The following is a 25,222-nucleotide window of genomic DNA, read 5'->3' as shown; positions in this document are numbered from 1 at the left end:
GAGGTGAGATGAGCGAAGAAGCAATGTTGCTTCGGCTTTATACCGATGAGAATGCCCGCCACGGCGATGAGGCGGTAATGGATTTGGTCGTCCGGCGCGCGAGGCGCGCCGGGCTGGCCGGCGCGACCGTCCTGCGTGGCCGGGCGGGTTTCGGTGCCCGAACGGCGCCGATCCATGAGCATCACGCGTTCGGTATCGCGGACAATCTGCCGGTGGTGATTGAAATGGTCGACCAAGAGGCTGCGCTCCGTGCGTTCGCCCATACGGTCGCCGATCTTCATCATATCGGCCTGATGACGCTCGAGCGCGTCGAAACGCTGATGCCGCTTCGGCGCGACTGACAGAAAGGGAAAGGACCATGGGCGGTCATCACCACCACGGACATGATCACGGCCATTCGCACGCCGGGCACGGCCATGCTCCGGCGAGTTTCGGCACGGCGTTCGCGGTCGGCATCGGCCTGAACGTCATATTCGTGGTGATCGAGGCCGCCTATGGCATTCTATCCAATTCACTGGCGCTTCTCGCAGACGCCGGTCACAATCTGAGCGACGTTTTCGGGCTCGTCATCGCCTGGGTGGCCGTGCTCGTCGCGAAGAAGGCGCCGACCTGGCGCTATACTTACGGCCTGCAGGGCAGCTCGATTCTCGCAGCGCTCGCCAATGGCGTGTTCCTGATGCTGGCAGCGGGCGCGATCGCCTGGCAGGCGGTGCTGCGCTTTTCCGATCCCGAGCCGGTCGCCGGTAATACGGTGATGATCGTCGCCGCGATCGGCATCGCGATCAACACCGGCACCGCGCTGATGTTCATGCGCGGCCGCAAGGGCGACATTAACATCCAGGGCGCGTTCCTGCACATGGCGGCCGATGCGGCCGTGTCGGCGGGCGTGGTGCTCGCCGGGCTCGCCATCCGCTATACCGGGTGGAATTGGCTCGACCCGGTCACCAGCCTCTTGATCGTCGCGGTTATCGTCTGGAGCACTTGGGGGCTGTTGCGGGAGGCATTCGCCATGTCGCTCAACGCCGTGCCGTCGGGGATCGATGCGAAGGCGGTGGAGGAGCATCTGGCGCAGATCGACTGCGTGACGGCGGTACACGACCTGCACATCTGGGCGATGAGCACCACCGACACCGCATTGACCGCACATCTGGTCGTGCCCGCCGAACACGACCGCGATGCGTTTCTCCACGACGTTGCCGCCGACCTGCACGAGCATTTCGGTATCGACCACACCACGCTCCAGATCGAGCGCGATCCCAAGGCGTGCGCGCTCGAGCCGGCGGACGTGGTGTAGCATCGTGCAGGCGCTCACCTACACGCTCATTCCCCTTGCCGCGCTTGCGATCGGCGCCCTGACGACGCTTCGCTTCAATGCCGGACCCCTGCTTCGCAGCGCCGTCCAGCATCTCGCAGCGGGCGTGGTATTCGCGGCGGCCGCGGGTGAGATTTTGCCCGACGTCAAACATGGCGGCTCGCTGCTCGCGGTCATCGTCGGCGCACTTACGGGTATCGCGGCGATGCTGCTGCTCAAGGCATATAGCAGCCGCACCGAGGGGGCGACCGGGCTCGCTGTGGCCACCGGCCTCGACCTCGCCATCGACGGATTGGTGCTCGGACTGGGCTTCGTCGTGGGGGCGCGGCAGGGCATGCTGCTCACCATCGCATTGACGCTGGAGGTGCTGTTCCTCGGCTTGACGCTGGTCGGGGCATTCGCCGAGACGCTTTCGCGTGGACGCGCGGTGTTGATGACCATGCTTGTCGGCCTGGCGCTTCCCATTGGCGCGCTGCTCGGCCAGCCGATTGCTGCGCTACCCGAAGCATTTCGCACCGGCTGCTATGCCTTCGGTCTGATGGCGCTTCTCTATCTCGTCACCGAGGAACTGCTGGTCGAGGCGCATGAAAAGCCCGAGACGCCGGTCGCGACGGGCATGTTTTTCCTCGGATTTCTTGCCATTCTGGTCATCGAGGAATTGATGCGCGGGTAAGGCTTTGCCAAAAAGGAGCATGGCCAGCTATCTCGCTTATGTCGGTGCGGCTTTCGCGGAAATCGCCGGCTGCTTCGCCTTCTGGGCGTGGCTTCGGCTCGACTGGTCTTCGCTCTGGGTTCTGCCCGGCATTGCGTCGCTCGCGCTTTTTGCATGGTTGTTGACACTCGTCGACACGGACAGGCCGGGCGCGCTTTTGCAGCCTATGGTGGTGTCTATATCATGGCGGCGATCGGCTGGATGTGGATTGTCGAGAAGACGCCCCCCGACCGCTGGGATATCCCGCCGCGGTGTGCCTCGCGGACTCGGCCGTCATCCTCTTCGCCCCGCGGTCGGCCTGAGCGGAATGACCGAAATGGCTTATAGGCGACCGGACGCCCTTCTTCGCTGATCGCGCAAAGCGGCTATCATCCGCAGGCCGCGCCACCAGCCCGTCGTCCACAACAGCCAAACGGTGGTCGAAGAAAGCGTGGCGGTCAAACCGAGCCGCTGTAACTGCGCGCGGAGCATCTCTGACATCGGCAGCAAGCACCCCAGTGCGCCGATGCTGGCGGCGAGCAGAACAATGATGAGGGGACGTCTCACGCCTCTTGCCGCGATGCCATCTTCACCCTTCGCTCCGGGACGGCGGACCTTCGGGCGCCAAAGCCTGCAGGATGTCGCATTCGCCGATTGCCCCGCCTGTGCAGGAATTCACCAACCCGCTCAGTTCGCGCCGCAGCGACGAAAGGTCGACGATCTTACGCTCGACTTCCGCAAGGTGCTGACGCGCGATGGCGTCGACGCGTTCGCAATCGGCGCGGGCGTTGCGTGTCAGCGCCATCAATTCGGTGATCTGCTCCAGCGAAAAGCCGAGATCGCGCCCGCGCTTGATAAAGCTCAGCCGAGCGAGCGCGGCCGCGTCATAGTCGCGGTAGTTGCCGGCGTTCCGCGCCGGCTTCTCGAGCAGCCCGCTCTTCTCATACCAGCGGATGGTTTCAACGCGAACGCCGGTGCGGCGCGCGAGTTCGCCAATGCGCATGTGCCGATCCCTTGACCCTGTAGCGACTTCAGGGAGCATATGGCGTTCATGTTTGATTTTTCCACTCCGCACGGAGACCGCGATGCCATGTTGTGATTGCTCGTCCGAGGAGGCGCCGGCCAATGATCCCCATTGGCGGCGCGCGCTGTGGATCGCGCTCGCGGTCAACGCGGCAATGTTTGCAGGCGAGATTGTCGTCGGCCTTGTTTCGGGATCTCAGGCGCTACGCGCCGACGCGCTCGATTTTCTCGGCGATTCGGCCAATTACGCGATCAGTCTGGGCGTCGCAGGTTCGGCACTTGCCTGGAGAGCGCGAGCGGCGGTCGCCAAGGGTGCAACGCTTGCGCTCCTGGGAATGTCTGTCCTGGTTTCGACAGCGATCGCGGCATGGCATGGATCGGTGCCGCACGCCGATATGATGGGCGTGGTCGGGATCATCGCCCTTGTCGCGAATGGTGGCGTGGCAGTCATGCTGTTCCGCTATCGCGACGGCGATGCCAACCGGCGATCGGTTTGGATTTGCTCGCGCAACGACGCCATCGGCAACATCGCGGTTGTGGCAGCCGCAGCCGGCGTGTTCGGGACCGGCACGGCATGGCCCGATCTCATCGTCGCCGCGATCATGGCAGCACTCGGCATATCGGGCGGATGGCAGATTCTGCGCCACGCGATGCGCGACCTGTCCGAGGCGCGATCGGCACGGGAATCCGTCTCGATCTGAAATCTGAAAGTAAGAATGCGTTGCAATAGCCTTGACCCTATAGCGGCTTCAGGGATTATTGCGCGCGCTATGAACTTCCGGGAATCGCATCCGACATCGCGTCTCGCCTACCGCAGCACAGCGACGCAACGGCTCTTGCTGGCGCTTCTGACGGCGATGATGCTGGTGATGGTTGGCGGCGCTGCCTCGGCGCAGACGGTAGACGCCGGAACTGCCGGTAAGGTGACAACGACCTGGAAGCTGCTCGACTATATGGCGGTCGACTATGACGGGGCGGTGCGCAACGGCAAGATCGTTAGCCGCGGCGAATATGCCGAAATGACCGAATTCGCGGCCACCATCGTGAGCACGATCGGCGATTTACCCAGCCGACCCGGCCGTAGCGCGCTTGTGCAGCAGGCGGGGGCCCTACAGCGTCAGGTCAAGGCGAAGGAAGGTGGCGACCGGATCGCCGCGACTGCCCATGCGCTGTCAAAGGCGCTTCTCGCCGCATACCCGGTCGCGATCGCGCCCGAGACGCCACCGGATGTCGCGCGTGGCGACCGGTTGTTCGCCGACAACTGCGCCGCCTGTCACGGCGCCAGCGGCAATGGCAAGGGACCCAACGCCGCTGCTCTGGATACGCCGCCGATCGCCTTTACCGATGCCGGCCGCGCTCGCAAACGAAGCCTTGCCGCGCTCGAGCAGGTGATCACACAAGGCATCGACGGAACGGCGATGCAGAGCTTTCGCGATTTGCCGCCCGGCGATCGCTGGGCGCTGGCGTTTCGGGCGGGTGAATTCGCTTTTTCCGAAGCCGATGTTCAGCGCGGCAAGGCGCTCTGGCGAAACGAGGCTGCCATCCGATCGCGCATTCCCGACCTGAAAGCGCTGGTTACGACGACGCCCGCCGCGCTGGGCGAGGCGATCGGCCAGCAAAAAGCCGACGTCGTGATGGCCTATCTGCGCATGCACCCGGAGGCGGTGGCGCGCGCCTCGACAGGGGGAGCCGGCGACTCCATCGCGGTCACTCGGACGAAGCTCGATGCGAGTTTGGCAGCATATCGCGCCGGTGACGCGAAAAAGGCGAAGGCGCTGGCGCTTTCCGCGTATCTTGACGGGTTCGAACCCATCGAGCCGCTTTTGAGCGCCAAGGACGCCGGCCTGATGGCGAATATCGAGACCCGCATGGGGGCGTTCCGCGCCGGCATCGGCGACGGAATCTCGTCCGGCGAGCTGGCGTCACGGGCCGCGGCGATCGAAACGCTGCTCGACGATGCGTCGGCTGCACTGTCCCCGCAAGCGTCAAGCGCCGTTTCGACCTTTCTCGGAGCGTTCACCATTCTCCTGCGCGAAGGCCTGGAAGCTCTGCTCATCGTTGTCGCCATGCTTGCCTTTCTTCGCAAGGCGGAGCGGGTCGATGCCCTTCGTTATGTGCATGGCGGCTGGATATCCGCTCTCGCCGCCGGCGGCGCGACCTGGGCGGTGGCCACCTACGCGATCGGCATCAGCGGCGCGAGCCGCGAGCTGACCGAAGGGCTGGGCTCGCTCCTGGCTGCGGTGGTTCTGCTGTCCGTCGGGATCTGGATGCACGGCAAGAGCCACGCCGACCAGTGGCAGCGCTATATCCGCAAAAAACTTTCAGGTGCGCTCAATCGCCAATCCGGCTGGTTTCTGTTCGCGCTGGCTTTTGTCGTTGTCTACCGCGAGGTGTTCGAGACGATCCTCTTCTATGCGGCTCTTTGGGCGCAGGGTAACGGCGCGGTGATGCTGCTCGGCGCGGGCGCCGCCATCGGCGTGCTTGCGCTGATCGCTTGGGCGATGCTGCGCTACAGTCGCTCGCTGCCGATCGGCACCTTCTTCCGCTACAGCGCATGGCTGATGGCGATCCTTACGGTGGTGCTGGCCGGCAAGGGTGTCGCCGCGCTTCAGGAGGCCGGTTGGATTGATATCGCGCCGCTCGCCGAAATGCCGCGAATCTCAATGCTCGGAGTGTTTCCAACGTGGCAATCGGTGCTGGCGCAGATTGTCGCGCTGGTCGCGATCGTGATTGGATTCGTCCTGAACGACCGGCAAAAGCGGCCGCAAACCGCCGCGTAAATGGTGGCTGCCACGTGCGAACCGCGCGACCACAAGTTCAGGGTATCGCAGCGCGGTCTGGCTATTCCGCCATCGGCGCCTGCCAGATTCCTTTGGCGGCGTCGGCATTTATGACGCCGATGATGAGATCGGGATAGACAGACCGCCACACGATGGTGACCAAGCCCGCGACGATGATTGGAATATTGGCGAAGACGTCGGTACCGGCAACCGCAATAGCAAGATCGGTCTCGGCCATTTGAGTTCAGCGACCAGAGACCTTTGCGCATCGCGTGTCCGCCCAACGCGAAAGTCTACGCGATGCCCAGCGCCGTCTGGGCAATGTCCAACCGATACGGACCGATTCCGACAAAGTCCTCGACGTCCGGCGGACGACGTAGTGGGGCCGCAAGCGGGCTTCTACGGCGCGCGTCGTGGCGGTTACTACCTCAGAGCCCGCAGTCAGAATAGCGGATGAATTGCCATGCGCGAGCGCAATCGCTTCGCGAGGATGCAGGTGCGGAATGGCTTGCGTTAGTCCGTGCTATTAGGCGCGCAGGCGAGCAACAAAGTCATCAATACTTGACTTTAGGATCAAGCTGCGACGGCCGATATGAACCAGTTCCAGCTCACCCGAGCCAATCAGCTCGTATAGTTTTGTTTTGCCGATACCCAGCATCTGTGCCGCTCGATCGGCGCGGACGCAAATGGGCGTATCGAGCCGGTCTCGGTCAGGCACGCAGCTTGAATCAATTGATCCACTCATGATTTTGCCCGCCGCGCTTTTGCGAAGCCTCGATCGCTCTCGAGAAAACTGGTGAGCATATAGGGAACGAGGTTACCGACCGGCTCGGCCCGGCCATAGACTGCCTCGTAGACGGCGGCGTATTCGGTTAGCGCCTGATGTAGATCCGGGGCCAGGTTGATGGTCATCTTGACCGGCTTTCGCTCAGGCAATTTTGCAAGTTTCAGGTCGGGCATCTCAATTCTCCTTGGATCGTGGTGGCAGGATCAGATCGTGATGCACGACCAGTCGAACGGGTGTTCCCGGACGGATCGTGATGGTCGGTTGAATGCGAAGATCGCGCGAAATGAGTTGATCGCCGGCGCGCGATGCGTTTTGCTGCGTCGACTCACGTATTGCCTGGACGAGGTCACTTTCGCCCGTAAATGTCAGATTGGAACCGATACCCAGGAGTGTCGATACGGCAGCGCCCTTGAGCAGCGTCCAGGTGTGGAAATCGACTTTGTCGGCAAGGCCGGCATAGCCTGCGGGATCGGTTGCCGGCACATTATCCATGCGAAGCGACCGTCCATCGGGAAAGATGATGCGTTGCCAGACGATCAATGCGCGCCGCTGACCAAAGGCGACAACACTGTCATAGCTGCCGATGAGGCGCGCGCCTTGTGGGATTAGAAGAATGCGTCCCGTCGGGCTGTCGTAGACGCGCTCGGTGACCTGGGCGATCACAACCCCGGGAAGATCGGATCGCAATCCGGTGATGAGGCTGGCTGGAATGACGCTTCCGGCCGATAATATGTAGGGCGATGCCGCTGGCTCGATCTCATGCGGGTTCACGTCACCCTTGGTGTCGAGTGAGGCCATGAATTCGACCTTGTGCGGCGACGCATTCGGAAAGCGCCCGGCACTCGAGCCTGTGGGAATTTGTGGGGATGGCGTGGACATATCGGACGCCGTCGCCGGCTTGGGTGATTGATCGTGTCCTTCGTTTGCGGATCGAATCATCAAGGCAGACCTTCGCGCGCTATCAATCTCGGCCAAGACCCGCTCGTGCTTGGAATTCCGCGTATCGGCCGGTCCGCTTTGCCCGTTCGCAGGAAGCATATTCTGAGCACGCTGATGATCGAGAATGGGCTGACCGAGGTCTCCCGGAAGCGGCGGCCCGAGTTTGGGCGCGTCAGCGTAGCTGGTCGGCAGGTTGCCGAAGCTTCCGGCGGGAAGCCTGGCGGGCTCGCTGCCATCGCTCGGCGTTGAGATAAGATGCAATGCCTGGGGCTTGAGCGAGTACCAGGCCGCTGCGACGACGCCGACGATGGCGGTGGCTGCGATCAGGATGACGATGCTGCGCCGAAAACGGATCGCGCGGCTAGGCTGTGCTCGCAGAACGAGCGTTTCGGGATTCTCCTTCGTCTGGGCGGATGTCTTCGGCCCCTGAGTTGACTCAGATTGAACATGTGCGGCGGGTTCGGTCATAATCCGCTCCGCGCCACTGGGGCGGTTCGCGCAATTTGAACGGTCTTTTGATGTTTCGTGCCGAGCCGCAGCTCGGCGATATCAAACAGCCGATCGACGATGTAAAACCGCCCTTTGACGCGATAATTGACAAGGCTGATGGTCTTGTCGCCGTCAACGAGAAACAGCGGTGGCGCTTCGCCGACGCCGATCGATGCCGGAAATTCGATGAAGGTCTGCCGTCCATCGTCAAAGGCACGTACTGGACGCCACGCCGGATGATCGCCGCTGATGCGATACCCGAAATGAAGCTGTTCGACATCGAGACCGGTTGCGACTGGCGCCGCCGCTTCGGCGGTCTCGCGAGCGCGCTTGACGGCCAGCAGCGCGTCTTGCGGGTAGCGCCAGGAGAGCGCGGACATCGCCGCGCCATCGCTGCTGGTAAGCGCAAGATGATAGGTCCGCCGATCGGTCGTGATAACCAAATTGGTCGATAATTTCGGGGCGATTGGCTTTACGAGAACATGAACGCGCCGATCAGGTCCCGCGCCGCTGCTTGTGTCGCCGATCACCCATCTGACCGTGTCCCCGCTCGCGACCGCGACAAGCGCCTCGCCCGCCTGCAGGGCGATGTCGGTGACATGCTCGGGGGCGGCATAGAGCCGATACACGGCGTCATCACTATAGGCGTAAACCGCGCCCGCATTGACGAAGTCGCCACTGACCGGTTCGACCGTCGCCGCCGTTGTCGCTATTCGAACCGCGTCGGGCGGACTCGCTTCGGTCTGGTGCCGGCCAAGGGCCTGGATTGGCGCCGCCGATACAGGGACGGCAAGCGTTGGAGCGAGGAGGATCGGCAAAATTGTCGTATAGCGATACGCGGTCATGGCTGGATCTCCGGAGAAGAAGAGGGAAGGACAGTGTCGCCGCCATTCACGGTGGCTGCGGCAGGCGCGGTGACAGCGGGATCGAGCTCGCGACTCCAGTCGATGCTATCGATGTAAATGCCGAGCGGGTTGCGACGCAGTATCTCGGCAGAAGCGGGAGCGTGGTGGACCACGCTCACGATGCCGGTCCAATGCGAGACGCCGACTTGCGTACCCCGCTCAAACGCGGTCTGTGTCCATTTGATCTGGAATGACTGGTCCGATGCGCGCACCACGCTGGTCACCTGAACCGAGATCGTCCGCTCGCCAATCGACGCGAACGGATCGCTGGCACGCGCATAGGAATCGAGATAGCGCGCGCCGCGTTTGGTGACGAACGCATAGGCCGAAAGCCAGTTCTGACGCATGAGCACGGGATCGAGCGAGACCGAGCGTATCTGTTCGATGAACCGCGAAAGGTGCCAGGCGATTTCGGGATCGTCCGGACGATAGTCGCGGTTGGCTGGACTGACCGATCGCGCTTCGCCGAGATGATCGACTTCCACGACATAGGGAACGATGTGGCTTTGAAGCGACTGCCAGACGAGCGCGCTCGACATGCCGGCCGTCAGCAGCAAGCCGCCGAACGCCATGATCCGCCAGTTTCTTGCCTGAAGACGGGCCGAGCCGATCCGCTCATCCCAAATTTGGCCAGCACGTTGATAGGGCGTTGCGGGCTCGGGTGTATGTCCGTAGCGCTGGACACTGCGTTTAAAGCGCATCGTTCAATCCTCCTTTTCCTTGATGTCCGGGGTGGCGCCGCTGCCGCCGCGGTCGCCTTCACGCAGCGTCTGGAGCGCGACATGGCGGTGATGACGGGCGTTCTGCTGGCGGCGAAGGTCGCGTGCCCAGCCGGGCGCGCCGCCAGTCGCGCCACTTGTCGTTGGCTGGCCTGACCCACCAGCGTTGAGGGCTGACCAGGCAGCGGCGCGACCCGACTCGGAGGCTTGCCGGAGTCCGAAGGCTTGGCCGGCACGCTGCCGCGCCGCGCCCCCGGCGGCACGGGCGACGCCACCCATGCCCGAAGCGATGCTCGATGAACCTGAACCTTCCTGACCGAGCGTATAAGCCGTCGAAGCGGCCGAACCCATTGCCGTCCCGGCCCGAACCGCGCCGACCGCCGCACCACCTGCAAGCCGTGCCGCGCCGATGGCGGCACCACCGCCAAGCGCTACCACGCCGGCGGCGCCAATTGTCGAACCGAGGGCCGCGCCAGCGCCAAGTTGCGGCGCTCCCGCGACGAGGCCCGAAGCGATGCCGGGGCCGAAGATGCCGAGACCGAAGAGCGACAAGCTGGCGAGCACGAGGCTCATCGCTTGACCGATATCGGGTTCCTGGCCCTGAAGCGCGCCGGTGAACTCGCTGAAAAAGTTCGAGCCGATGCCGACGATCACGGCGAGCACCATCACCTTGATCCCCGACGAGACGACATTTCCCAGCACACGCTCGGCGAGGAAACTGGTCCGCCCCCAAAGTGCGAATGGCACGAGGATGAAACCGGCGAGACTCGTCAGTTTGAACTCGATGATGGTGACGAACATCTGCACCGAGAGGATGAAGAAGGCGATGATGACGATGATCCAGGCGAACAGCAGCACCGCGATCGTCAGAAAATTGTCGAAAAAGCTGGTGAAGCCCATCAACTTTGCGGCCTGGTCGAGCAACGGCCACGCCGCTGAAAAGCCGGTTGCCGCGAGGCGCCCCGGTTTGAGCAGGTCGTCAGCGGAGAGCGTCCCGCCACCGGCCGTCAGCCCCGCTTGCGCGAACGACCTGAAAATGATGTCGGCCAGCGTCGCGAAACGGTTCAGGATGAAGGCGAAAGCGCCGATATAGAGGATCTTGCGCAGGAACCGGCCGATGACGTCCTGCTCGCCGCCCATCGCCCAGAACAATCCTGCAAGCGTGATGTCGATCGCGATCAGCGTCGTGGTCAGAAAGCCGATGTCCGGACCCAGCAGGCCGAATCCGCTGTCGATGTAGCGGATAAAGGCATTCATGAAGCGGTCGAGGACGTTCAGGTCGTTCACGGATGATGATCCTGGTGGCCGTGGAGAAGAGAAGGTCGCGGGGCGCGCGGGGGAGCGTACGCGCCCCGCGACGGTGACGGACGGAGGGCGAATCCGCCGTCACCTCTCGGACTCAAGCCTATTGGGGCGTGTAGGCCGAGCCGGAGCCGAGAAAGCGTTTCGTGGTCGCGCGGGCGTCGCTTTCGGCTTGCGCGCGTCGCGCCGCCTCGACCGCTTGAGCGCGATATTGTGCCGCCATCATATTCTGGAGCTGAAGCTGTTGCTTGGCGGTGAGCGCAAGCAGCTGATTGGTCGCCTGTTGAACCTGAAGCGCGCCTTCGGCGCCTTGGCTACGCGCGATAAGCGTGCGCAGGGTCGCGGCGTCCGAGGCGACGTTTTCGACGACCTGCGCCTGAACCGTCATCGTCTCGTGATAGGCGTCCATCGCGGTGCCGAGCCGGGTGCGCGCCGCGATCACACGCTCATCGCTCGACAGCGCCTGATCAAAGTCTCTTGGAAAGAGCCGACGAAATTGCCGGTCGAGGCCATCAACCCGAAATCCAACGCCCTTTGCCTCGCCCATCAATTGGTCGATTTGCTGGAGCGTCCGGTTGAGCGTCTCTACCTCGGGAAAATCAACGCGGCGAAGATTCTTCGCCTGATTGAGGAGCATCGACGCTTCATTTTGCAGCGACTGGATCTGGTTGTTGATTTGCTGGAGGGTGCGTGCCGCCGTAAGCAAATTTTGACTGTAGTTGCTCGGATCGAACACGGTAAATTGCGCCGCGGCGGGCGTCGCGGGGAGAGTGAGCGCGACGCCGAACGACACCAAAGTGCCGAGCGTGAGGGCAGACGAAACGAAATATTTGCGGGCGTCGAAGGACATTGTCTTACTCCTGTGCTGATGAGGTGTCGGGAAATTCCGCGAGCAGATCTGCCGCCCAGGACAGACCGGAGGCGGTGAGGAAGCGGGCGGCCAAGCCGTCCTGCCCGCCATTGGCGATGAGCGCGTCGATCTGCGCCTGCGTCGCGGGATCGGCCGCGCCACACAGCGCGAGCGCGATGGGGCCGAGACCGAGTTCGAACAGGCGGTTGCCGCGCGCTGATTGCAGATAATAATGCCGCTTGGGCGTCGATCGGCTGATCAGTTCGACCTGGCGCTCGTTGAGGCCAAAACGTTCATAGGTAGCGCGGCTTTGTGGCTCGATCGCACGATCATTCGGCAGGAAGATGCGCTGCGGACAGCTTTCGATAATGGCCGGTGCGATCGCGCTGTGGGTAATGTCGGCGAGACTCTGCGTCGCGAACAGAACCGAGACGTTTTTCTTTCTGAGCGTCTTGAGCCATTCACGAATTCGCGCGGCGAACAGGGGATCGTCGAGCAGACTCCAGGCTTCGTCGAGCAGCAACAGGGTCGGGCGACCATCGAAGCGCTTTTCGATGCGGTGGAACAGATAGGTGAGGACGGGCGCGACGACGCCTTTGCGCAGCATAAGCGCCTCGGTCTCGAAGCATTGCACATCGGCAAAGGCGAGCCGCTCGTCGTCGGCGTCGAGCAGCCCGCCATAAGCCCCATCGAGCGTATAGGGCGCAAGCGCGGTCCTGAGCGCGTTCGACTGGAGCAACAGACTAAGCCCGGTAAGGGTGCGTTCTTCGCGTGGCGCGCTCGCAAGGTTGCCGAGCGCCGACCAGATCAGCTCCTTGATATCGGGGGTAAGATTGACCTGTTCGTGCGTCACCAGGGCCGCGACCCACTCCGCCGCCCAGCTGCGTTCATCGACGTCATCGATATCGCGCAGCGGCTGGAAGCTGAGCCCTCCGCCATCGCCATGCTCCGGCCGAGGACCAAGGGAATGGTGACTCCCTCCCATCGCCAGCACCGCGGCGCGCGCCGAAAACCCCATGTCGAAGACAATGATCCGGGCATTGGCGTAGCGACGGAATTGCAGCGCGATCATTGCGAGCAGTACGGATTTGCCCGCGCCGGTCGGACCGACGACGAGCATATGGCCGACATCGCCGACATGGGTCGAAAGCCGAAACGGCGTCGTGCCGCTGGTTTGGGCGTACAGTAGCGGCGCACCGTCAAGATGATCGTTCTTCACCGGGCCGGCCCAAACGGACGAGAGCGGCATCAGGTGAGCGAGATTGAGCGTGTGGATCAGCGGCTGACGTACATTGGCGTAACTTTGCCCAGGCAGTGATGAAAGCCATGCCTCGACCGCGTTCACGCCCTCGCGCATGCTGGTAAAGCCCAGCCCGTTGACGATCCGCTCGACGGCGCGGAGCTTGTCTTCGACCCGGACGCGGTCCGTGTCGGTAACCGTGATCGTGGTGGTCAGATACCCGAACGCGACATGGTCGCCGCCAAGCGATTGGAGTGCCAGGTCGGCGTCAGCCACCTTGTTGTCGGCGTCGCTGTCGAGCAATTGCGCCGGCTGACTGTAGAGCACTTCACGCAGGAGCGCGGTGATCGACTTGCGCTTGTTGAACCACTGGCGACGAAGGCGGGTGAGGACCTTGGTCGCATCGGCCTTGTCGAGCGCGATGAAGCGCGTCATCCAACGATAGGAGAAATCGGTGGCATTGAGCGCGTCGAGAAGGCCGGGCCGGCTGGTATTTGGGAAGCCGAGGATCGTCAGGGTGCGCAGATGCGCGGTCCCGAGCATCGGCTCGAGACCCCCGGTCAGCGGAGTATCGGCGAGGATCGCATCGAGGTAAACCGGCGTGTCTGGCGCGCGCACGACGTGCGGGCGCGTCGATATGGTCGCATGGAGATAGGTCAGGGTCTCGGTGTCATCGAGCGGATGAACATCGGGCATGAAGCCCGTGAGCAGATCGAGCGCACGATCGGTTTTCGCTGCAAAGCTTGCAAGGCTGGCGTGCCAGTCGCGGCCCTCCTGCCGACTATCGCGCTCCACCAGCGCGCGTCCGGCGGCATCGCTGCTGTCGGCGGGCGGCATCCAGACCAGGGTTCCAAAATACCGGCTCTCGAAGTGCCGACCCTCGGCTTCGAAGGCGGCGCGACGTTCGGCATCGACGAGCCAGGAGACAGGATCGGGGAAGCGGCTGACCGGATAATCTAGTGCTTCACGGCGGACTGCTTCGAAGAACAGCGCCCAGCCCGTCCCGAACCGCTTGAGCACGTTATTGGCGCGCGCGGATGCGGACACAAGTTCAGCCTCGGTCGCGCTTTCGAGATCGGGACCGCGAAACGCAAAGCTTCGCTGAAAGCTGCCGTCCTTGTTGAGGACGATGCCCGGCGCGACCAACGCTGCCCATGGCAAGTGGTCGGACAGCCGGTCAGCGCGCTGGCGATATTCATGGAGCGCTAACATGCCAGATAGCCCTTCTGGCGCAGATGGCGGATCAGCACGGGCGCGAAGTCGGGATCGTGGCGCGCAGCGAACACCGCAAGGCTGTGCCCGACGGCCCATAGTGCGAGGCCGGCGATCCATTGCTGGAGGCCAAGACCGACAGCGGCGGCCAGCGTTCCGTTGACGATCGCAAGCCCGCGCGGCGCACCGCCGAGCAGGATCGGCGAGCCGAGACTGCCATGGATGGGCACTTCGAAACCCTCGATATGGTGGGACGAAATCGAGGTCATGCGACCAGCGCCCCGCCGCCAAAGCTGAAGAAGGAAAGAAAGAAGCTCGACGCGGCAAAGGCGATCGACAGGCCGAAGATGATTTGGATGAGACGGCGAAATCCACCCGCCGTCTCGCCGAACGCAAGCGTCAATCCGGTGACGATGATGATGATCACCGCGACAATCTTCGCGACCGGCCCCTGCACCGATTCCAGCACCTGCTGAAGCGGCTGTTCCCAAGGCATGCCCGAACCGCTCGCCCAGGCGGTGGTCGAGGTCGTGGCTGAGAGAAACGCGGCGGCGATAAAGCAAGCCGCGCGGCGACGAAGGCGCATTGGGTACATGGTCAGTCTCCTTGACTGTCGGGGGGTGTGAGGGGGGTGATGTCGAGCACGGCGTAGCCGCCGTCCGGATCGAGACCGGCGACGCGCGCGAGCGTCTCGACCCGGCGCGCGGTTCCCCGGCCGGAAATGAACACGATCAGATCGATCGCATCAGCGATCAGTCGCTGGGGCACGGTGACCACGGCTTCCTGGACGAGCTGCTCGAGCCGGAAAAGCGCTGCACCGGCGCCGTTCGCATGAACCGTCGCGATGCCGCCGGGATGGCCGGTATTCCAAGCCTTGAGCATATCGAGCGCTTCGGGGCCCCGCACTTCGCCGACGATGATGCGGTCGGGCCGCAGCCTCAGTGTCGAGCGGACAAGATCGGCCATCGACACCGCACCAGCGCGAGTCCTGAGCGCGACGGTATCGGCCGCGGGCGATTGGAGCTCGCGCGTATCCTCGATCAGGATCACGCGCTCGTCGAGATGGGCCATTTCGGCAAGCAGCGCATTGGCGAGCGTGGTCTTGCCCGAACTGGTGCCGCCCGCGACAAGGATATTACGCCGATCGACGACAGCCAGGCTCAGCAACCGCGCGACTTCGGCCGACATGATCCCATCGGTCACATAGTCCATCAGCGTATAGAGCCGGGTCGCGGGCTTACGGATCGAAAAGCAGGGCGCGAGACTGACCGGCGGCAACACGCCTTCGAACCGCTCGCCGGCGCCGTCACCGAGCGGCGGAAGTTCCGCCGATACGATCGGTGCCGTAGCATTCACCTCGGTACGAGCATGGCTGGCGACCAATCGGACGATTCGTTCGATTTGAGCGGGATCGTAGCGCACGCCGGTACCGATGCGGCCTTCGCCAAGCCGATCGAGGCGCAGCTCTCCATCGGGGTTGACCATGACTTCGAGGACAAGCGGATCGGTGAGGGCGGCGGTGATTGTCGGCCCCATCGCGGTGCGCAGCATGGTTCGGCGGCGGCCATCGCTACCGGCATCGAAGGTGTCGCCGCTCACGAGATTTTTCCGGTATCGGATGTTTCACCGAGCGTACGATGCTCCGAGGCGATTTGGCGCGCCACCTGGGACACGAACTTGTCGAACCGTGCCTGGCCGACCGCGATCGCGGCGGCGTCCCCTTCGGGAAGCGGCGCGGTCACCATCAGCTGGTAGCGGATGAACAGCGACAGGCTTTCGAGCAGCACTTCGATGTCGCGGCGGGTATGGCCGATCTCGCGACCGAGTCGGTCGAGCCGGCGCTTCAGAAGATCGTCAATCTCCTTTGCGCCGCGCCGTTCAAGCCAATCACGAATCGCGTCATTGACGAGCCGTGACTTGTTGCCGGCCTCGCCCGCGGCGAGCGCCTGGAGCGCCTCGGCGAGTTCTCGATCGATATAGAGGTTCTGGCGTATTTTCATCGCTCAGATCCCCGGCACCAGATCGTGGTCGCTTGACTGATTGAGCCCGTAGCCCCGCGCGACCGCGCTCAGGCTGCGCGCCTGATCCATGGCGCGCTTGTCCTGCGCGGGATCGTCGTCCTCAGCGGCCACAAGGGTCGGCTCTTGCGGTTCTGTCGCGCGAGGCGCGTGTTCGGGCAGCCCAGGCTGACGCTGCTGCTCGCGTCCGCCATCTCGAGTGCAGGCCTCGTCTTCGGCATCCGGTCGATCGCGATCGTCGAGGCGGACTGCGTCTGCCCAAACATTCGGGCGGTCAGCCGGACGGTCACCATAGCGGCCCTTGGCCAGGACGGGTGGTGCGGTGACGCGCGCGGCAAAATTGCCGTCGGCGAAATAGCGCAGCTTGGTCGCCCGAATCGGCGCGAGACCGGCGACGAGCACAAGCTGCTCGTCGGACGGGAGCTGCATGATTTCGCCGGGGGTCAGAAGCTGGCGCGCGGTTTCCTGGCGGCTGACCATGACATGCGCGAGCCACGGCGCGAGGCGGTGACCAGCATAATTACGCATCGCGCGCTGCTCGGTCGCCGTGCCGAGCGCATCCGAAATGCGTTTTGCCGTGCGCTCGTCATTGGTCGCAAACGCCACCCGGACATGACAATTGTCGAGGATCGAATTGTGCTCGCCATAGGCTTTTTCAATCTGATTGAGGCTCTGCGCGATCAGGAACGCGCGGATGCCGTAACCGGCCATGAAGGCGAGACTGGTCTCGAAGAAGTCGAGCCGACCGAGTGCTGGAAACTCATCCAACATCATCAGTAGCTTGTGTCGATGTTCGGCGACGGTCGGTTGATCGAGGCGTTCGGTTAGCCGCCTGCCGATCTGATTGAGCACCAGGCGCACCAGCGGCTTGGTGCGGCTGATGTCCGAGGGCGGGATGACGAGGTAGAGCGAAAGCGGCTGCTTGCCCTCGACGAGATCGGCGATCCGCCAATCGCAACGCGAGGTCACCGCGGCCACGGTCGGATCGCGGTACAGGCCGAGAAACGACATGGCGGTCGAGAGCACGCCCGAACGTTCATTTTCGCTCTTGTTGAGAAGTTCGCGCGCGGCCGAGGCGACGACCGGATGCGGGCAGGGGGTCTTTTCGGTGCCGAGATGATTGGTTGCCATCATCTGTCGAAGCGTCGCGACGAAGCTACGTTTAGGGTCGGATAGAAAGGTTGCGACGCGGGCGAGCGTCTTTTCTTCCTCGGCATAGAGAATGTGGAGGATGGCGCCGACGAGCAGCGCGTGGCTGGTCTTCTCCCAATGACTGCGGCGTTCGAGCGCGCCTTCGGGGTCGACGAGGATGTCGGCGATGTTCTGGACGTCGCGCACTTCTTGGGCGCCGCGACGCACTTCGAGCAGCGGATTATAATGCGCCGAGCGGCGATCGGTCGGGTTGAACAACAGGCAATGCGAAAAGCGCGACCGCCAACCCGCCGTCAGCTGCCAGTTTTCGCCCTTGATATCGTGAATGACCGCCGAACCGGTCCAGGACAGCAAGGTGGGCACGACAAGGCCGACGCCCTTGCCCGAACGGGTCGGGGCGAAGGCCATGACATGTTCGGGACCGTCATGACGCAGATAGCGGTCGTCGAGACGGCCAAGCATGACGCCTTGATCGCGTAGCAGGCCCGCCCGTTTGATTTCGCGCGTTGTCGCCCAACGTGCCGAGCCATAAGTGGTGACATTGCGAGACTGGCGTGCGCGCCACAACGACCCGAAAATGGCGGCACCGCAGCCGGCAAAGCCGCTGGCACCCGCGAACATGCCGGCGCGATCGAAAATCCGCGGGGCATAGGCATTGAAATGATACCACCACGGAAATAGCGCCCAGGGACGGTAGATCGGCGTGCCAGCGAAGCGAAACCACGCGCCGCCCAATTCCGGTTGATAGGCGAGCGCCGCTGCGACCCACTGGGTCGAAGCCCAGAGACCGAGGAGGACGATCCCGAAAACGACGAGAATCTGACCGAGAAGAAGTTTGGTGGGCGTCACGTCGAAGCTCCCATACGGAACGACGACGGTCGAACCGGATGGCCTCAGACTCGATCAGAGACGATGGAAACGGAACGGTGCCGAATGGCCTTGAAGAGCTCGCTATGGCTCGTTGCGCTGATTGGAACGGCCACCGTCAGAGGCGTTAGAGGCCCGCGGCGGTTCGAAGTTCGTCTATTCGTTGCTGTGAGACGCCAGCGACTAAATTGCGCAAATCGCGGACCGAGCGCGTCAACATTTCGAGGTCCTCGGTGCCGATGGTGAAATTCGCCGAATAACGCGCTTCGACATAAGCGCGCTTGAGGAGTTCGAACCGGCGCCGCTCGAGACGGGTCGCACGGGGCCAGGCAGCGACGAGCCGGGGTTCGCTATCTTCGGCCAGCGACCGCAGGAACTTGATGTTATGCGACCGGGGGAAATAGAGCGTGCGGACGAGCAGGAAGCAGATGAAAGCGCGCTCGGTCGCTTGGTGAAGCGAGAATGCGGCATCCTTGCGCCACCCCAGGTCGTCGCTCCCTTTTGCCAGTTGGTCATTTGCAGTCGATAGCGCCCGATCAATGCTGGGTAGCCACTCGTTGAAGTAGGAAGCCGCCATTTCGTACGCATCTGCAGGCGTAAGTGGTTTGGGTGTCGCGAGCGTGCTGCCGGGCAGCTCGTAGAGCACGATGCCGTCGCGCGCGATATCGACCCAGAAATACTCGCCGCGACTGAGTGCCTGGTTCACTTCGTTGAGGGTATGGACGATGATATTGACCGGACGGTCGATTGCGGAATCGCGCTGGATCAGATCCTCGGCGATATACCAATAGTCCGCGATGTCGGTCAGATCGGGATGGCTGACGATCACGAGCAGATCGAAGTCCGACTGATAGCCCCTGTCCGGATCGTCAACCCAGTCGCTGCGCGCATAGCTGCCGAACAGGATGATCTTGAGAATCTTCCCGTTCTTTTTCCAGGGCTGGGTCGCGCGCGCGATCGCGGTCGCGAACTCGGCCATCAAATGCCGCGTGACGCGTTCCAGCTCGCCTTGCTGTGTCGGCGGCAAATGGTCGAGATTAGTGCGCATCGCGGACATCTTCGCGCGCGACGGCGATTTCTACAAGGAAAGCGGATGAGTCATTCATATCACGAGGTGTCCGCGATGGCGGTCGATCGCTGCTATGACCTTGCTCGATAGTGGCAGATGGTCCCTTTCCGACGCCCACGCCGCGTCGAACCGTTCGACCGTGTCTTTTGCGGCCCGGATGACGGGGCGAGTGGCGAGACGCGCCTTGTCGGCCATCGCGCCGAGTTCGTCATAGGTGTAGGATCCCCACGCCTTGGACCGGCGAAACTTGAGCGCCGCTTCCTCGTCGCCCAGATAGGGAACGGTCGATAAGAGGTCATAAGCCGGCGACAGGATCGGCGCTCGCCGGTCGGGATATACCAGCGACCAATTCTTCAGATGCATGTCGCCATTGCCGATGAGCACGCTAAATGTGAGACGGCGCACGAACTGCTCAATGCTCGCTTCGTCGGTCTCGATCGCCAGCACCGACAGGATATTTCGGTAGCTGGCATTTTCATATTTATCGTCGGGGTAGACGCCAAAGACCTGCGCGAAATCCTCGATATGGACGGGACCGTGCGGGGTCCGGTCGAAGCGCCGGATGGCATAGGCATTGTCGCCGAACTCGCCGATCCCTTCGGGCAGCCCCTCGATTTTTGCGACGGGTACGAGATCGATATCCGGCACCTCGATGCCGACGTGCCGGGCCAGGCTCATCGACGCGAACTCATTCTCGGGAACGTCGGAAAAGCGCGTGGAGGGTAGTTTGACGATCCAGTCACCGCCATTGCCATGCGCCGGAATCGTCAGGCCACCATTCTTGCCGCGATTTTTCAATGCCGAGAATTTGAGCTGCACCCCCGCCAGCGAGAAGCGAAATATGGGCGGCGCGGCGACATGGCTTTCGTTGTCAGCGAATTCGCCTCCGCCGGCTGCTGTGGTCTGCTGGACGGGCACTGCGCGAATGGCGCCGGGAAGATCGGTGCCGAGCTCGGCGAGCAACTGGAATTCGCGGCTTGCCTTCACGCCAGCCCGCTTAGCGAGATAGTCGCGCAACGTACCTTCGGGCAGCAGGTTGGAAAAGAACGGCGCGACGCGCGTCCGATAGGCACGGGTATCGGTGATCAGCGCGCCATATTCGTCTCGAACGGAGAGGCTTAGCGTTTCGCGCGCCTCGTCCGCGACATAGCCTTCGTCGAACGTGAAGATACTGTGATCACCGTCGAGCAGCGTGATCGTTCCGATCCTGCGATCGTAAAGGAAGATGTCGAGGGCACGGGCGTCAGTCATCGTCCTCCTCCAGCCTGTGGGCGGGACGCTGGCGCGGCGACGGGAGAACAGGCGCGTGAACGCGGTGGTTTCGCAACGCGCGCAGACTTGCGGTCGCCTGATCGAGCGCCTTCATGATGTCCGCTCTGCTGTCATTTGAATGCAGCAGCCGCGCGAGCTTACGCGAGGGTTCTACAGCCTCCTGCAATGCCTTCAGTGCCGGGGTATCGAAATGCAGCTGCCGAAGCTCGTCGATCGCCTGTCCATAACGCGACAGTTTGTCGGTCGCAGGAAAGGCGCTTTCGAGGTCCGCCAAGAGCTGCGCTTGTTCATCCAAGATCGTCCTGGCCCGACTGGCACTTGGATCGGCGTTGCGTCCGGTCGCTGCCTGGATCGTCCCCTCAAGCGCGGCGACCGCGGCGCGCGGGACGAGGGTGAGTTCGAGATCAAGCGCACGCGCAAGTTCGGCGAGACTCGAGAATTGAAGGTCCACCGCGCCCTGTTCGATCTTCGAAATGTGACTCTGGGGAAGTCCTACGCGTTCGCCAAGTGCACGCTGGGACAGGCTCTTTTCCCGCCTCGCGTGCCTCAGCCGATGGCCGAATGTAACCAGCAATTCAGTTTTAAGCTGCTCTGACATATGTTTTTATCAATCCATATGCTTGAATATATAACCCGCCCCCTGAGTGGCAAGCCTATATAGCATAATCTTGCTGCATTATATATTATTGCATATGATCGATAATCATCCTGAATGGTCACCGCAATCGCGGCTTAAGCGCTAGAGGTTTGTTTCGATTGGATATCTATATTCCTGTGTCTGACTGGACATCGGGAACGATCGGAAACCAATTAATCCTTCGTGACACGCGTTTTGCGGTCAGCGGACCTTCGGGCACTTTTCTTGGTGCATCGATCGACCCTCTGCATAGGTCATCGATAATTTTATCCGTCTTTGAGCAACGCATCCATCACAGGGCAGTGCGGCACATCGCCGCCTTCGCACTGGGCTGATATATCGGCGAGCGTGTGTTCGAGGCGTGCCAGATCCTTTATTCTCGTCCGGATATCCGTGAGATGGCCCCTGGTGAGCGTGAGCACCTCTCCGCAGGTATATTCGTGTGAGTCCGCGAGGCTGAGCAGACTGCGAAGCTCTTCCACCGAGAAGCCAAGTTCGCGGGCGCGCAGGATAAATCCCAACCGCGTTTGATCTGCTGGGGAATAGATCCGGTGTCCGCTTCGGGTCCGTTCGGGCGCCGGGAGCAGCGCGATATTCTCATAATATCGGATCGTCTCAATGTTGCATCCGAAACGCCTGGCCAGCGCGCCGCGTTTTAACGGACGGTCGGTCGCCGCGAATGCCATCGAAAATCACCTCTTGAACCTGTATCTACTACAGGGACTACATAAGTTCGGTCGGACAGGAATCGAGAGTTAAGGGCGAATGGCGGCCACGCGACCGGAAAGCGAAGGATCGACGTCCACGCGTCAGGGCGGCAGGCGCGGCGGGTGGTTGGCCACGGGCGGGATCGTCGGCGCCGTGCTGGCGTCGTCGTGCTGCATCGTCCCGCTCCTTCTCGTCATGCTGGGGATTTCGGGTGCATGGATCGCCAATCTTACCGCGCTCGAACCTTACAAGCCCTATTTCCTCGCAATGACGCTGGCATTTCTCGCCGGCGGCTTCTGGCACGTCTATTTTCGTCCGAAGCCCCACTGCGACGAAGACAGCTATTGCGCCCGTCCCCGATCCGACTTGCTGACCAAGGCAGTGCTGTGGGTAGCGACGCTCATCGTCGCGCTCACCATGACCCTGCAATGGTGGGCACCTCTGTTCTATTAGGAGACCTAAAATGAAGCACCGCCTGTCGATCGTCCTTTCAGGACTTGCCGCCGTTGCCGGCGGCACTGCCATCGGCGTCGCGCCCGGCCGCGCGGCGATCGCCGCACCGGCAAGCGAGCGGACCCGGACATTTGCGATCGGCCACATGACGTGCCCGACATGCCCGATCACCGTGAAGACCGCGATGGGCCGTGTCGCAGGCGTCAGGTCGGTCAAGATCGACTTCGGCGCGAAGACTGCCACAGTCACCTATGATGCGAAGGTCGCGACACCGGCGAAGATCGCCGCCGCATCGACCAATGCCGGCTACCCGGCGAAGGTTCGCGAGCACTGAACCGGTCAGCTCCAGATTCGCAAATGCAGAGTATGGTTATGGAATTGCAATCAACCTTGACGTGTCCGGTGTGCGGGCGATCCGAAATCGAGACGATGCCGACCAATGCGTGTCAGTTTTTCTACGACTGCAAAGGTTGTGGCGCGGTGCTACGCCCCAATGCGGGCGATTGTTGTGTTTTCTGTTCGTTCGGCAGCGTACCCTGCCCCCCGATCCAGGAAGCGCGCGCCACCGGAACGACGGCCTGTTGTCAGGGGAATACGGTATCCTGACGCAATCGTTCGACCTGGTCGTGCTCGGCGTCGGGATGGCGGCGGTGAGTGCGGCGAATAAATGCGCGGCGGCCGGCTGGTCGGTCGCCGTCGTCGACGAACTCCCTTATGGCGGAACCTGCGCGCTGCGGGGTTGCGATCCCAAGAAGCTGCTTCGCCGGGGTGCGGAGATCATCAACGATGCGCGGCTGATGCGCGGCAAGGGGGTCAAGGACGACGACCTGCGGATCGACTGGGGCGAACTGGTCGCGTTCAAGCGCAGCTTCACCGACAAGATGCCCGGCCGGATCGAGAGCGGTTTCGATGAAAAGGGCATTGTGACGTTGCACGGTCACGCGCGGTTCCTGAATGAAAACACAGTGGAAATCGGGGGCGGGACACGGATCCAGGGCCGCCATATCCTGATCGCAACCGGTGCCGTAGCACGACCGCTGTCGATGCCGGGGTCCGAACACGCAATCGACAATGCCGGGTTCATGGACCTCGATGAGCTTCCCAAGCGCATCCTGTTCATCGGCGGCGGCTATATCTCGTTCGAATTTGCTCATATCGCGGTTCGGGCGGGGAGCAGCGTCTGCATCGCCGATCACGGCCCGCGACCACTGCGCGCCTTCGACCCCGATCTCGTCGATCGACTGGTGGCGCATAGCCGCGATCTGGGTATCGACATCCGGCTGAACGTGGCGGTGCAATCAATCGAACGCGTGTCAGACGGCTTTCTGATCCGCACGAAGTCGGGCGACGAATGCGCCGAATTCACCGTCGACCTCGTCGTTCATGGTGCAGGAAGGGTTCCTGCCGTCGATCAACTGAATCTCTCTGCGGCGAATATTGAACGCACCGATGCCGGCATTCGCGTGAACGCGCACCTCCAGAGCGTATCCAATCCCGCTGTCTATGCCGCCGGCGACGCCGCCGGTACGGCGGGACCCGCGTTGACGCCGGTCGCGGTGGCCGAAGGCAAGGTCGCCGCGTCCAACATGCTCAAGGGCAATCATGCCAAGGCGGATTATAGCGGTGTGCCAAGCGTCGTGTTCACGATTCCCGAGCTCGCACGGGTCGGGATGCTCGAAAGCGAGGCCCGGGAGGCCGGATACGATGTGCGCATGGCGGTCAACGACACGAGCGACTGGTTTTCCAATTTTCGGGTAGGCGAATCCTGCGCCGCCACGCGCATCGTTATCGACGCCAAAACCGATCGAATTCTGGGCGCCCATCTGCTGGGACCGGGATATGCGGAATTGATCAATTATCTAGGTCTGGCGATCCGGACGGGACTAAAGGTCGGTGATTTGAACAAGATGATCGCCGCCTATCCGACGATATCGTCGGATCTGGGATCAATTTTGTAGCCGTCATAGATCATCCGAACACATGGTACCGCCTCCCTATCACGCGGAAGCTATCGTGATCAGGTGGCCCGATCCTGGAGTCGCTTTCGCATGATCGCAAAGTGAAGCGGACGATCGAGCGCAACCGGATAGGGCTTCGTTCGGCCGGTGAAGCCAAAGCCGCGTCGTTGATAGAATGATATCAATCGCGGTTGTTGAACGATGACCGCGATCTCCATCCACTGAGCACGAAATCGCTCGATCGCGACCCTCTCGGCCGCTGTGATCAGACGTTTGCCGAGTCCCGCCGTTTGACGATCTGGTTCGACCGTCAACAGACTTAGTTCGCATACGGTTTCAGGCTCATAGGCAATCCGCACGCAGCCAATGGGCGCATCATCGGCAAAGGCACCGAGCAAGCACTGCCGCGGGTCAGCGAGAATAGCCAGGAGCGCAGCGCGAGAAATTCGCTCTCCCTCGGCTAGAGCGACTTCATACGACCAACTCGCCCGGGAGGTCTCGCCTCGAAAGGCACGTTCAATCAGCGGATGCAAGCTATCGAGGTCGATGTGCCGCACCGCGCGAATGCGACTGTCGCCAAATATCGTCATGCTGTTATCCCATAAGCGAACCCAACCATGCGATAATCGGACCCAAAATCTAGCGGAGATTCCCAACTGCCTGCGGGTCGCGTGAATTGCGGTAAACGCGATGGCTTCGCGATCGAACAGGTTGGTGACGCATTGTGCCAGCCTTCTCGGCGCGTGGTCTGAGCCCCTAGATTTCCTCCATTGATAGGTAGAGTCCGGCCTTCGACAAGGAGACGGACGAATGAAGCGATCGAGGTTCAGCGAGGAGCA

The 25,222-nt window shown here is 62.4% G+C and carries 29 protein-coding genes and 1 pseudogene; 10 read left to right on the top strand and 20 right to left on the bottom strand.

Going from position 1 to position 25,222, the window contains the following annotated elements; genetic code table 11:
• Nucleotides 1-8: 8 nt before the first annotated feature.
• The 4 genes and pseudogenes from EV664_RS03290 (at nt 9) to EV664_RS03275 (ending at nt 2,326) form a co-directional block, all read left to right on the top strand.
• The gene (locus EV664_RS03290; RefSeq protein ID WP_133494282.1) at nt 9-341 is read left to right on the top strand and encodes a DUF190 domain-containing protein; all 333 of its coding nucleotides are present in this window, start codon (nt 9-11) and stop codon (nt 339-341) included.
• 17 nt (nt 342-358) lie between these two features.
• Entirely contained in the window at nt 359-1,294 is a 936-nt protein-coding gene (locus tag EV664_RS03285; RefSeq protein ID WP_133494281.1) for a cation diffusion facilitator family transporter, read from the top strand.
• A gap of 4 nt (nt 1,295-1,298) precedes the next feature.
• On the top strand, nt 1,299-1,985 hold the full coding sequence (locus EV664_RS03280; protein WP_133494280.1) for a ZIP family metal transporter: 687 nt from the start codon (nt 1,299-1,301) through the stop codon (nt 1,983-1,985).
• A 19-nt stretch (nt 1,986-2,004) separates the two neighbouring features.
• Nucleotides 2,005-2,326, top strand: a pseudogene (locus EV664_RS03275) (YnfA family protein).
• A gap of 266 nt (nt 2,327-2,592) precedes the next feature.
• Here EV664_RS03275 and EV664_RS03270 read toward each other — a convergent pair.
• Complete coding sequence (locus tag EV664_RS03270; RefSeq protein ID WP_133494279.1) at nt 2,593-3,006, bottom strand: MerR family transcriptional regulator; 414 nt, start codon at nt 3,004-3,006, stop codon at nt 2,593-2,595.
• An 82-nt stretch (nt 3,007-3,088) separates the two neighbouring features.
• Between EV664_RS03270 and EV664_RS03265 the strand changes: the two genes are divergently transcribed.
• Complete coding sequence (locus EV664_RS03265; protein WP_133494278.1) at nt 3,089-3,727, top strand: cation efflux transmembrane domain-containing protein; 639 nt, start codon at nt 3,089-3,091, stop codon at nt 3,725-3,727.
• A 156-nt stretch (nt 3,728-3,883) separates the two neighbouring features.
• Nucleotides 3,884-5,806, top strand: a complete 1,923-nt coding sequence (locus EV664_RS03260; protein WP_373287493.1) for an FTR1 family protein — start codon at nt 3,884-3,886, stop codon at nt 5,804-5,806.
• 61 nt (nt 5,807-5,867) lie between these two features.
• Here EV664_RS03260 and EV664_RS19140 read toward each other — a convergent pair whose 3' ends face one another.
• The 18 genes from EV664_RS19140 to EV664_RS03175 form a co-directional block, all read right to left on the bottom strand.
• On the bottom strand, nt 5,868-6,044 hold the full coding sequence (locus EV664_RS19140) for a hypothetical protein (protein WP_162848763.1): 177 nt from the start codon (nt 6,042-6,044) through the stop codon (nt 5,868-5,870).
• A gap of 288 nt (nt 6,045-6,332) precedes the next feature.
• Nucleotides 6,333-6,551, bottom strand: a complete 219-nt coding sequence (locus EV664_RS03255; protein ID WP_133494276.1) for a helix-turn-helix domain-containing protein — start codon at nt 6,549-6,551, stop codon at nt 6,333-6,335.
• The gene (locus tag EV664_RS03250) at nt 6,548-6,766 is read right to left on the bottom strand and encodes a DUF2274 domain-containing protein (RefSeq protein ID WP_133494275.1); all 219 of its coding nucleotides are present in this window, start codon (nt 6,764-6,766) and stop codon (nt 6,548-6,550) included. Before EV664_RS03250 ends, EV664_RS03255 begins: the two co-directional genes overlap by 4 nt.
• A 1-nt stretch (nt 6,767) precedes the next feature.
• Nucleotides 6,768-8,000: a TraB/TrbI/VirB10 family type IV secretion system protein gene (locus EV664_RS03245; protein ID WP_133494274.1), complete on the bottom strand. Its 1,233-nt coding sequence runs from the start codon at nt 7,998-8,000 to the stop codon at nt 6,768-6,770.
• Entirely contained in the window at nt 7,997-8,866 is an 870-nt protein-coding gene (gene trbG, locus EV664_RS03240; RefSeq protein WP_133494273.1) for a P-type conjugative transfer protein TrbG, read from the bottom strand. Before trbG ends, EV664_RS03245 begins: the two co-directional genes overlap by 4 nt.
• Nucleotides 8,863-9,627, bottom strand: a complete 765-nt coding sequence (trbF, locus tag EV664_RS03235) for a conjugal transfer protein TrbF (RefSeq protein ID WP_133494272.1) — start codon at nt 9,625-9,627, stop codon at nt 8,863-8,865. Before trbF ends, trbG begins: the two co-directional genes overlap by 4 nt.
• Before the next feature lie 3 nt (nt 9,628-9,630).
• The gene (trbL, locus tag EV664_RS03230) at nt 9,631-10,932 is read right to left on the bottom strand and encodes a P-type conjugative transfer protein TrbL (RefSeq protein WP_133494271.1); all 1,302 of its coding nucleotides are present in this window, start codon (nt 10,930-10,932) and stop codon (nt 9,631-9,633) included.
• Nucleotides 10,933-11,050: 118 nt separating this feature from the next.
• A complete protein-coding gene (gene trbJ / locus EV664_RS03225) occupies nt 11,051-11,797 on the bottom strand; it encodes a P-type conjugative transfer protein TrbJ (protein ID WP_133494270.1) in 747 nt (248 codons plus the stop codon).
• Between the two features lie 4 nt (nt 11,798-11,801).
• Entirely contained in the window at nt 11,802-14,249 is a 2,448-nt protein-coding gene (gene trbE / locus EV664_RS03220; RefSeq protein WP_133494269.1) for a conjugal transfer protein TrbE, read from the bottom strand.
• Entirely contained in the window at nt 14,243-14,518 is a 276-nt protein-coding gene (locus EV664_RS03215) for a VirB3 family type IV secretion system protein (RefSeq protein ID WP_133494268.1), read from the bottom strand. The genes trbE and EV664_RS03215 overlap by 7 nt, the downstream gene beginning before the upstream one ends.
• Nucleotides 14,515-14,835, bottom strand: coding sequence for a TrbC/VirB2 family type IV secretion system protein (locus EV664_RS03210; RefSeq protein WP_373287494.1), 321 nt, complete (start codon nt 14,833-14,835; stop codon nt 14,515-14,517). Before EV664_RS03210 ends, EV664_RS03215 begins: the two co-directional genes overlap by 4 nt.
• Before the next feature lie 11 nt (nt 14,836-14,846).
• The gene (gene trbB / locus EV664_RS03205) at nt 14,847-15,800 is read right to left on the bottom strand and encodes a P-type conjugative transfer ATPase TrbB (protein ID WP_133494710.1); all 954 of its coding nucleotides are present in this window, start codon (nt 15,798-15,800) and stop codon (nt 14,847-14,849) included.
• Between the two features lie 44 nt (nt 15,801-15,844).
• Nucleotides 15,845-16,249 carry a ribbon-helix-helix protein, CopG family gene (locus EV664_RS03200; RefSeq protein WP_133494266.1) on the bottom strand — a complete coding sequence of 135 codons (405 nt, stop codon included), beginning with the start codon at nt 16,247-16,249 and terminating at the stop codon, nt 15,845-15,847.
• 3 nt (nt 16,250-16,252) lie between these two features.
• Nucleotides 16,253-18,268 carry a conjugal transfer protein TraG gene (locus EV664_RS03195; protein WP_133494265.1) on the bottom strand — a complete coding sequence of 672 codons (2,016 nt, stop codon included), beginning with the start codon at nt 18,266-18,268 and terminating at the stop codon, nt 16,253-16,255.
• A gap of 145 nt (nt 18,269-18,413) precedes the next feature.
• Entirely contained in the window at nt 18,414-19,334 is a 921-nt protein-coding gene (locus tag EV664_RS03190; RefSeq protein WP_133494264.1) for a HEPN domain-containing protein, read from the bottom strand.
• 54 nt (nt 19,335-19,388) lie between these two features.
• On the bottom strand, nt 19,389-20,606 hold the full coding sequence (locus EV664_RS03185; protein ID WP_133494263.1) for a type II toxin-antitoxin system HipA family toxin: 1,218 nt from the start codon (nt 20,604-20,606) through the stop codon (nt 19,389-19,391).
• Nucleotides 20,599-21,225, bottom strand: coding sequence for a helix-turn-helix domain-containing protein (locus tag EV664_RS03180; RefSeq protein WP_133494262.1), 627 nt, complete (start codon nt 21,223-21,225; stop codon nt 20,599-20,601). The genes EV664_RS03185 and EV664_RS03180 overlap by 8 nt, the downstream gene beginning before the upstream one ends.
• 305 nt (nt 21,226-21,530) lie before the next feature.
• Nucleotides 21,531-21,950 (bottom strand): MerR family transcriptional regulator, encoded by a 420-nt coding sequence (locus EV664_RS03175; protein ID WP_133494261.1) that lies wholly within the window; start codon nt 21,948-21,950, stop codon nt 21,531-21,533.
• Nucleotides 21,951-22,029: 79 nt separating this feature from the next.
• Here EV664_RS03175 and EV664_RS03170 point away from each other — a divergent pair, with 79 nt between their 5' ends.
• From EV664_RS03170 to EV664_RS03155, 4 genes are read left to right on the top strand one after another with little or no spacing between them, the layout of a single operon-like run.
• The gene (locus tag EV664_RS03170) at nt 22,030-22,425 is read left to right on the top strand and encodes a mercuric transporter MerT family protein (protein WP_133494260.1); all 396 of its coding nucleotides are present in this window, start codon (nt 22,030-22,032) and stop codon (nt 22,423-22,425) included.
• A 10-nt stretch (nt 22,426-22,435) separates the two neighbouring features.
• Nucleotides 22,436-22,759: a heavy-metal-associated domain-containing protein gene (locus tag EV664_RS03165; RefSeq protein WP_133494259.1), complete on the top strand. Its 324-nt coding sequence runs from the start codon at nt 22,436-22,438 to the stop codon at nt 22,757-22,759.
• Between the two features lie 23 nt (nt 22,760-22,782).
• A complete protein-coding gene (locus EV664_RS19600; protein ID WP_280524581.1) occupies nt 22,783-23,031 on the top strand; it encodes a GDCCVxC domain-containing (seleno)protein in 249 nt (82 codons plus the stop codon).
• On the top strand, nt 23,007-24,383 hold the full coding sequence (locus EV664_RS03155; protein WP_229668118.1) for a dihydrolipoyl dehydrogenase family protein: 1,377 nt from the start codon (nt 23,007-23,009) through the stop codon (nt 24,381-24,383). The genes EV664_RS19600 and EV664_RS03155 overlap by 25 nt, the downstream gene beginning before the upstream one ends.
• Nucleotides 24,384-24,442: 59 nt before the next feature.
• Here the strand turns inward: EV664_RS03155 and EV664_RS03150 are convergent, their stop codons facing one another.
• Complete coding sequence (locus EV664_RS03150) at nt 24,443-24,973, bottom strand: GNAT family N-acetyltransferase (protein WP_133494258.1); 531 nt, start codon at nt 24,971-24,973, stop codon at nt 24,443-24,445.
• Nucleotides 24,974-25,222: the final 249 nt, after the last annotated feature.

The organism is Stakelama pacifica (assembly GCF_004361835.1).
Classification (GTDB): domain Bacteria; phylum Pseudomonadota; class Alphaproteobacteria; order Sphingomonadales; family Sphingomonadaceae; genus Sphingomonas; species Sphingomonas pacifica.
Note: the sequence above shows the minus strand (reverse complement) of the source record. Positions and strands in the feature narration are given on the sequence as shown.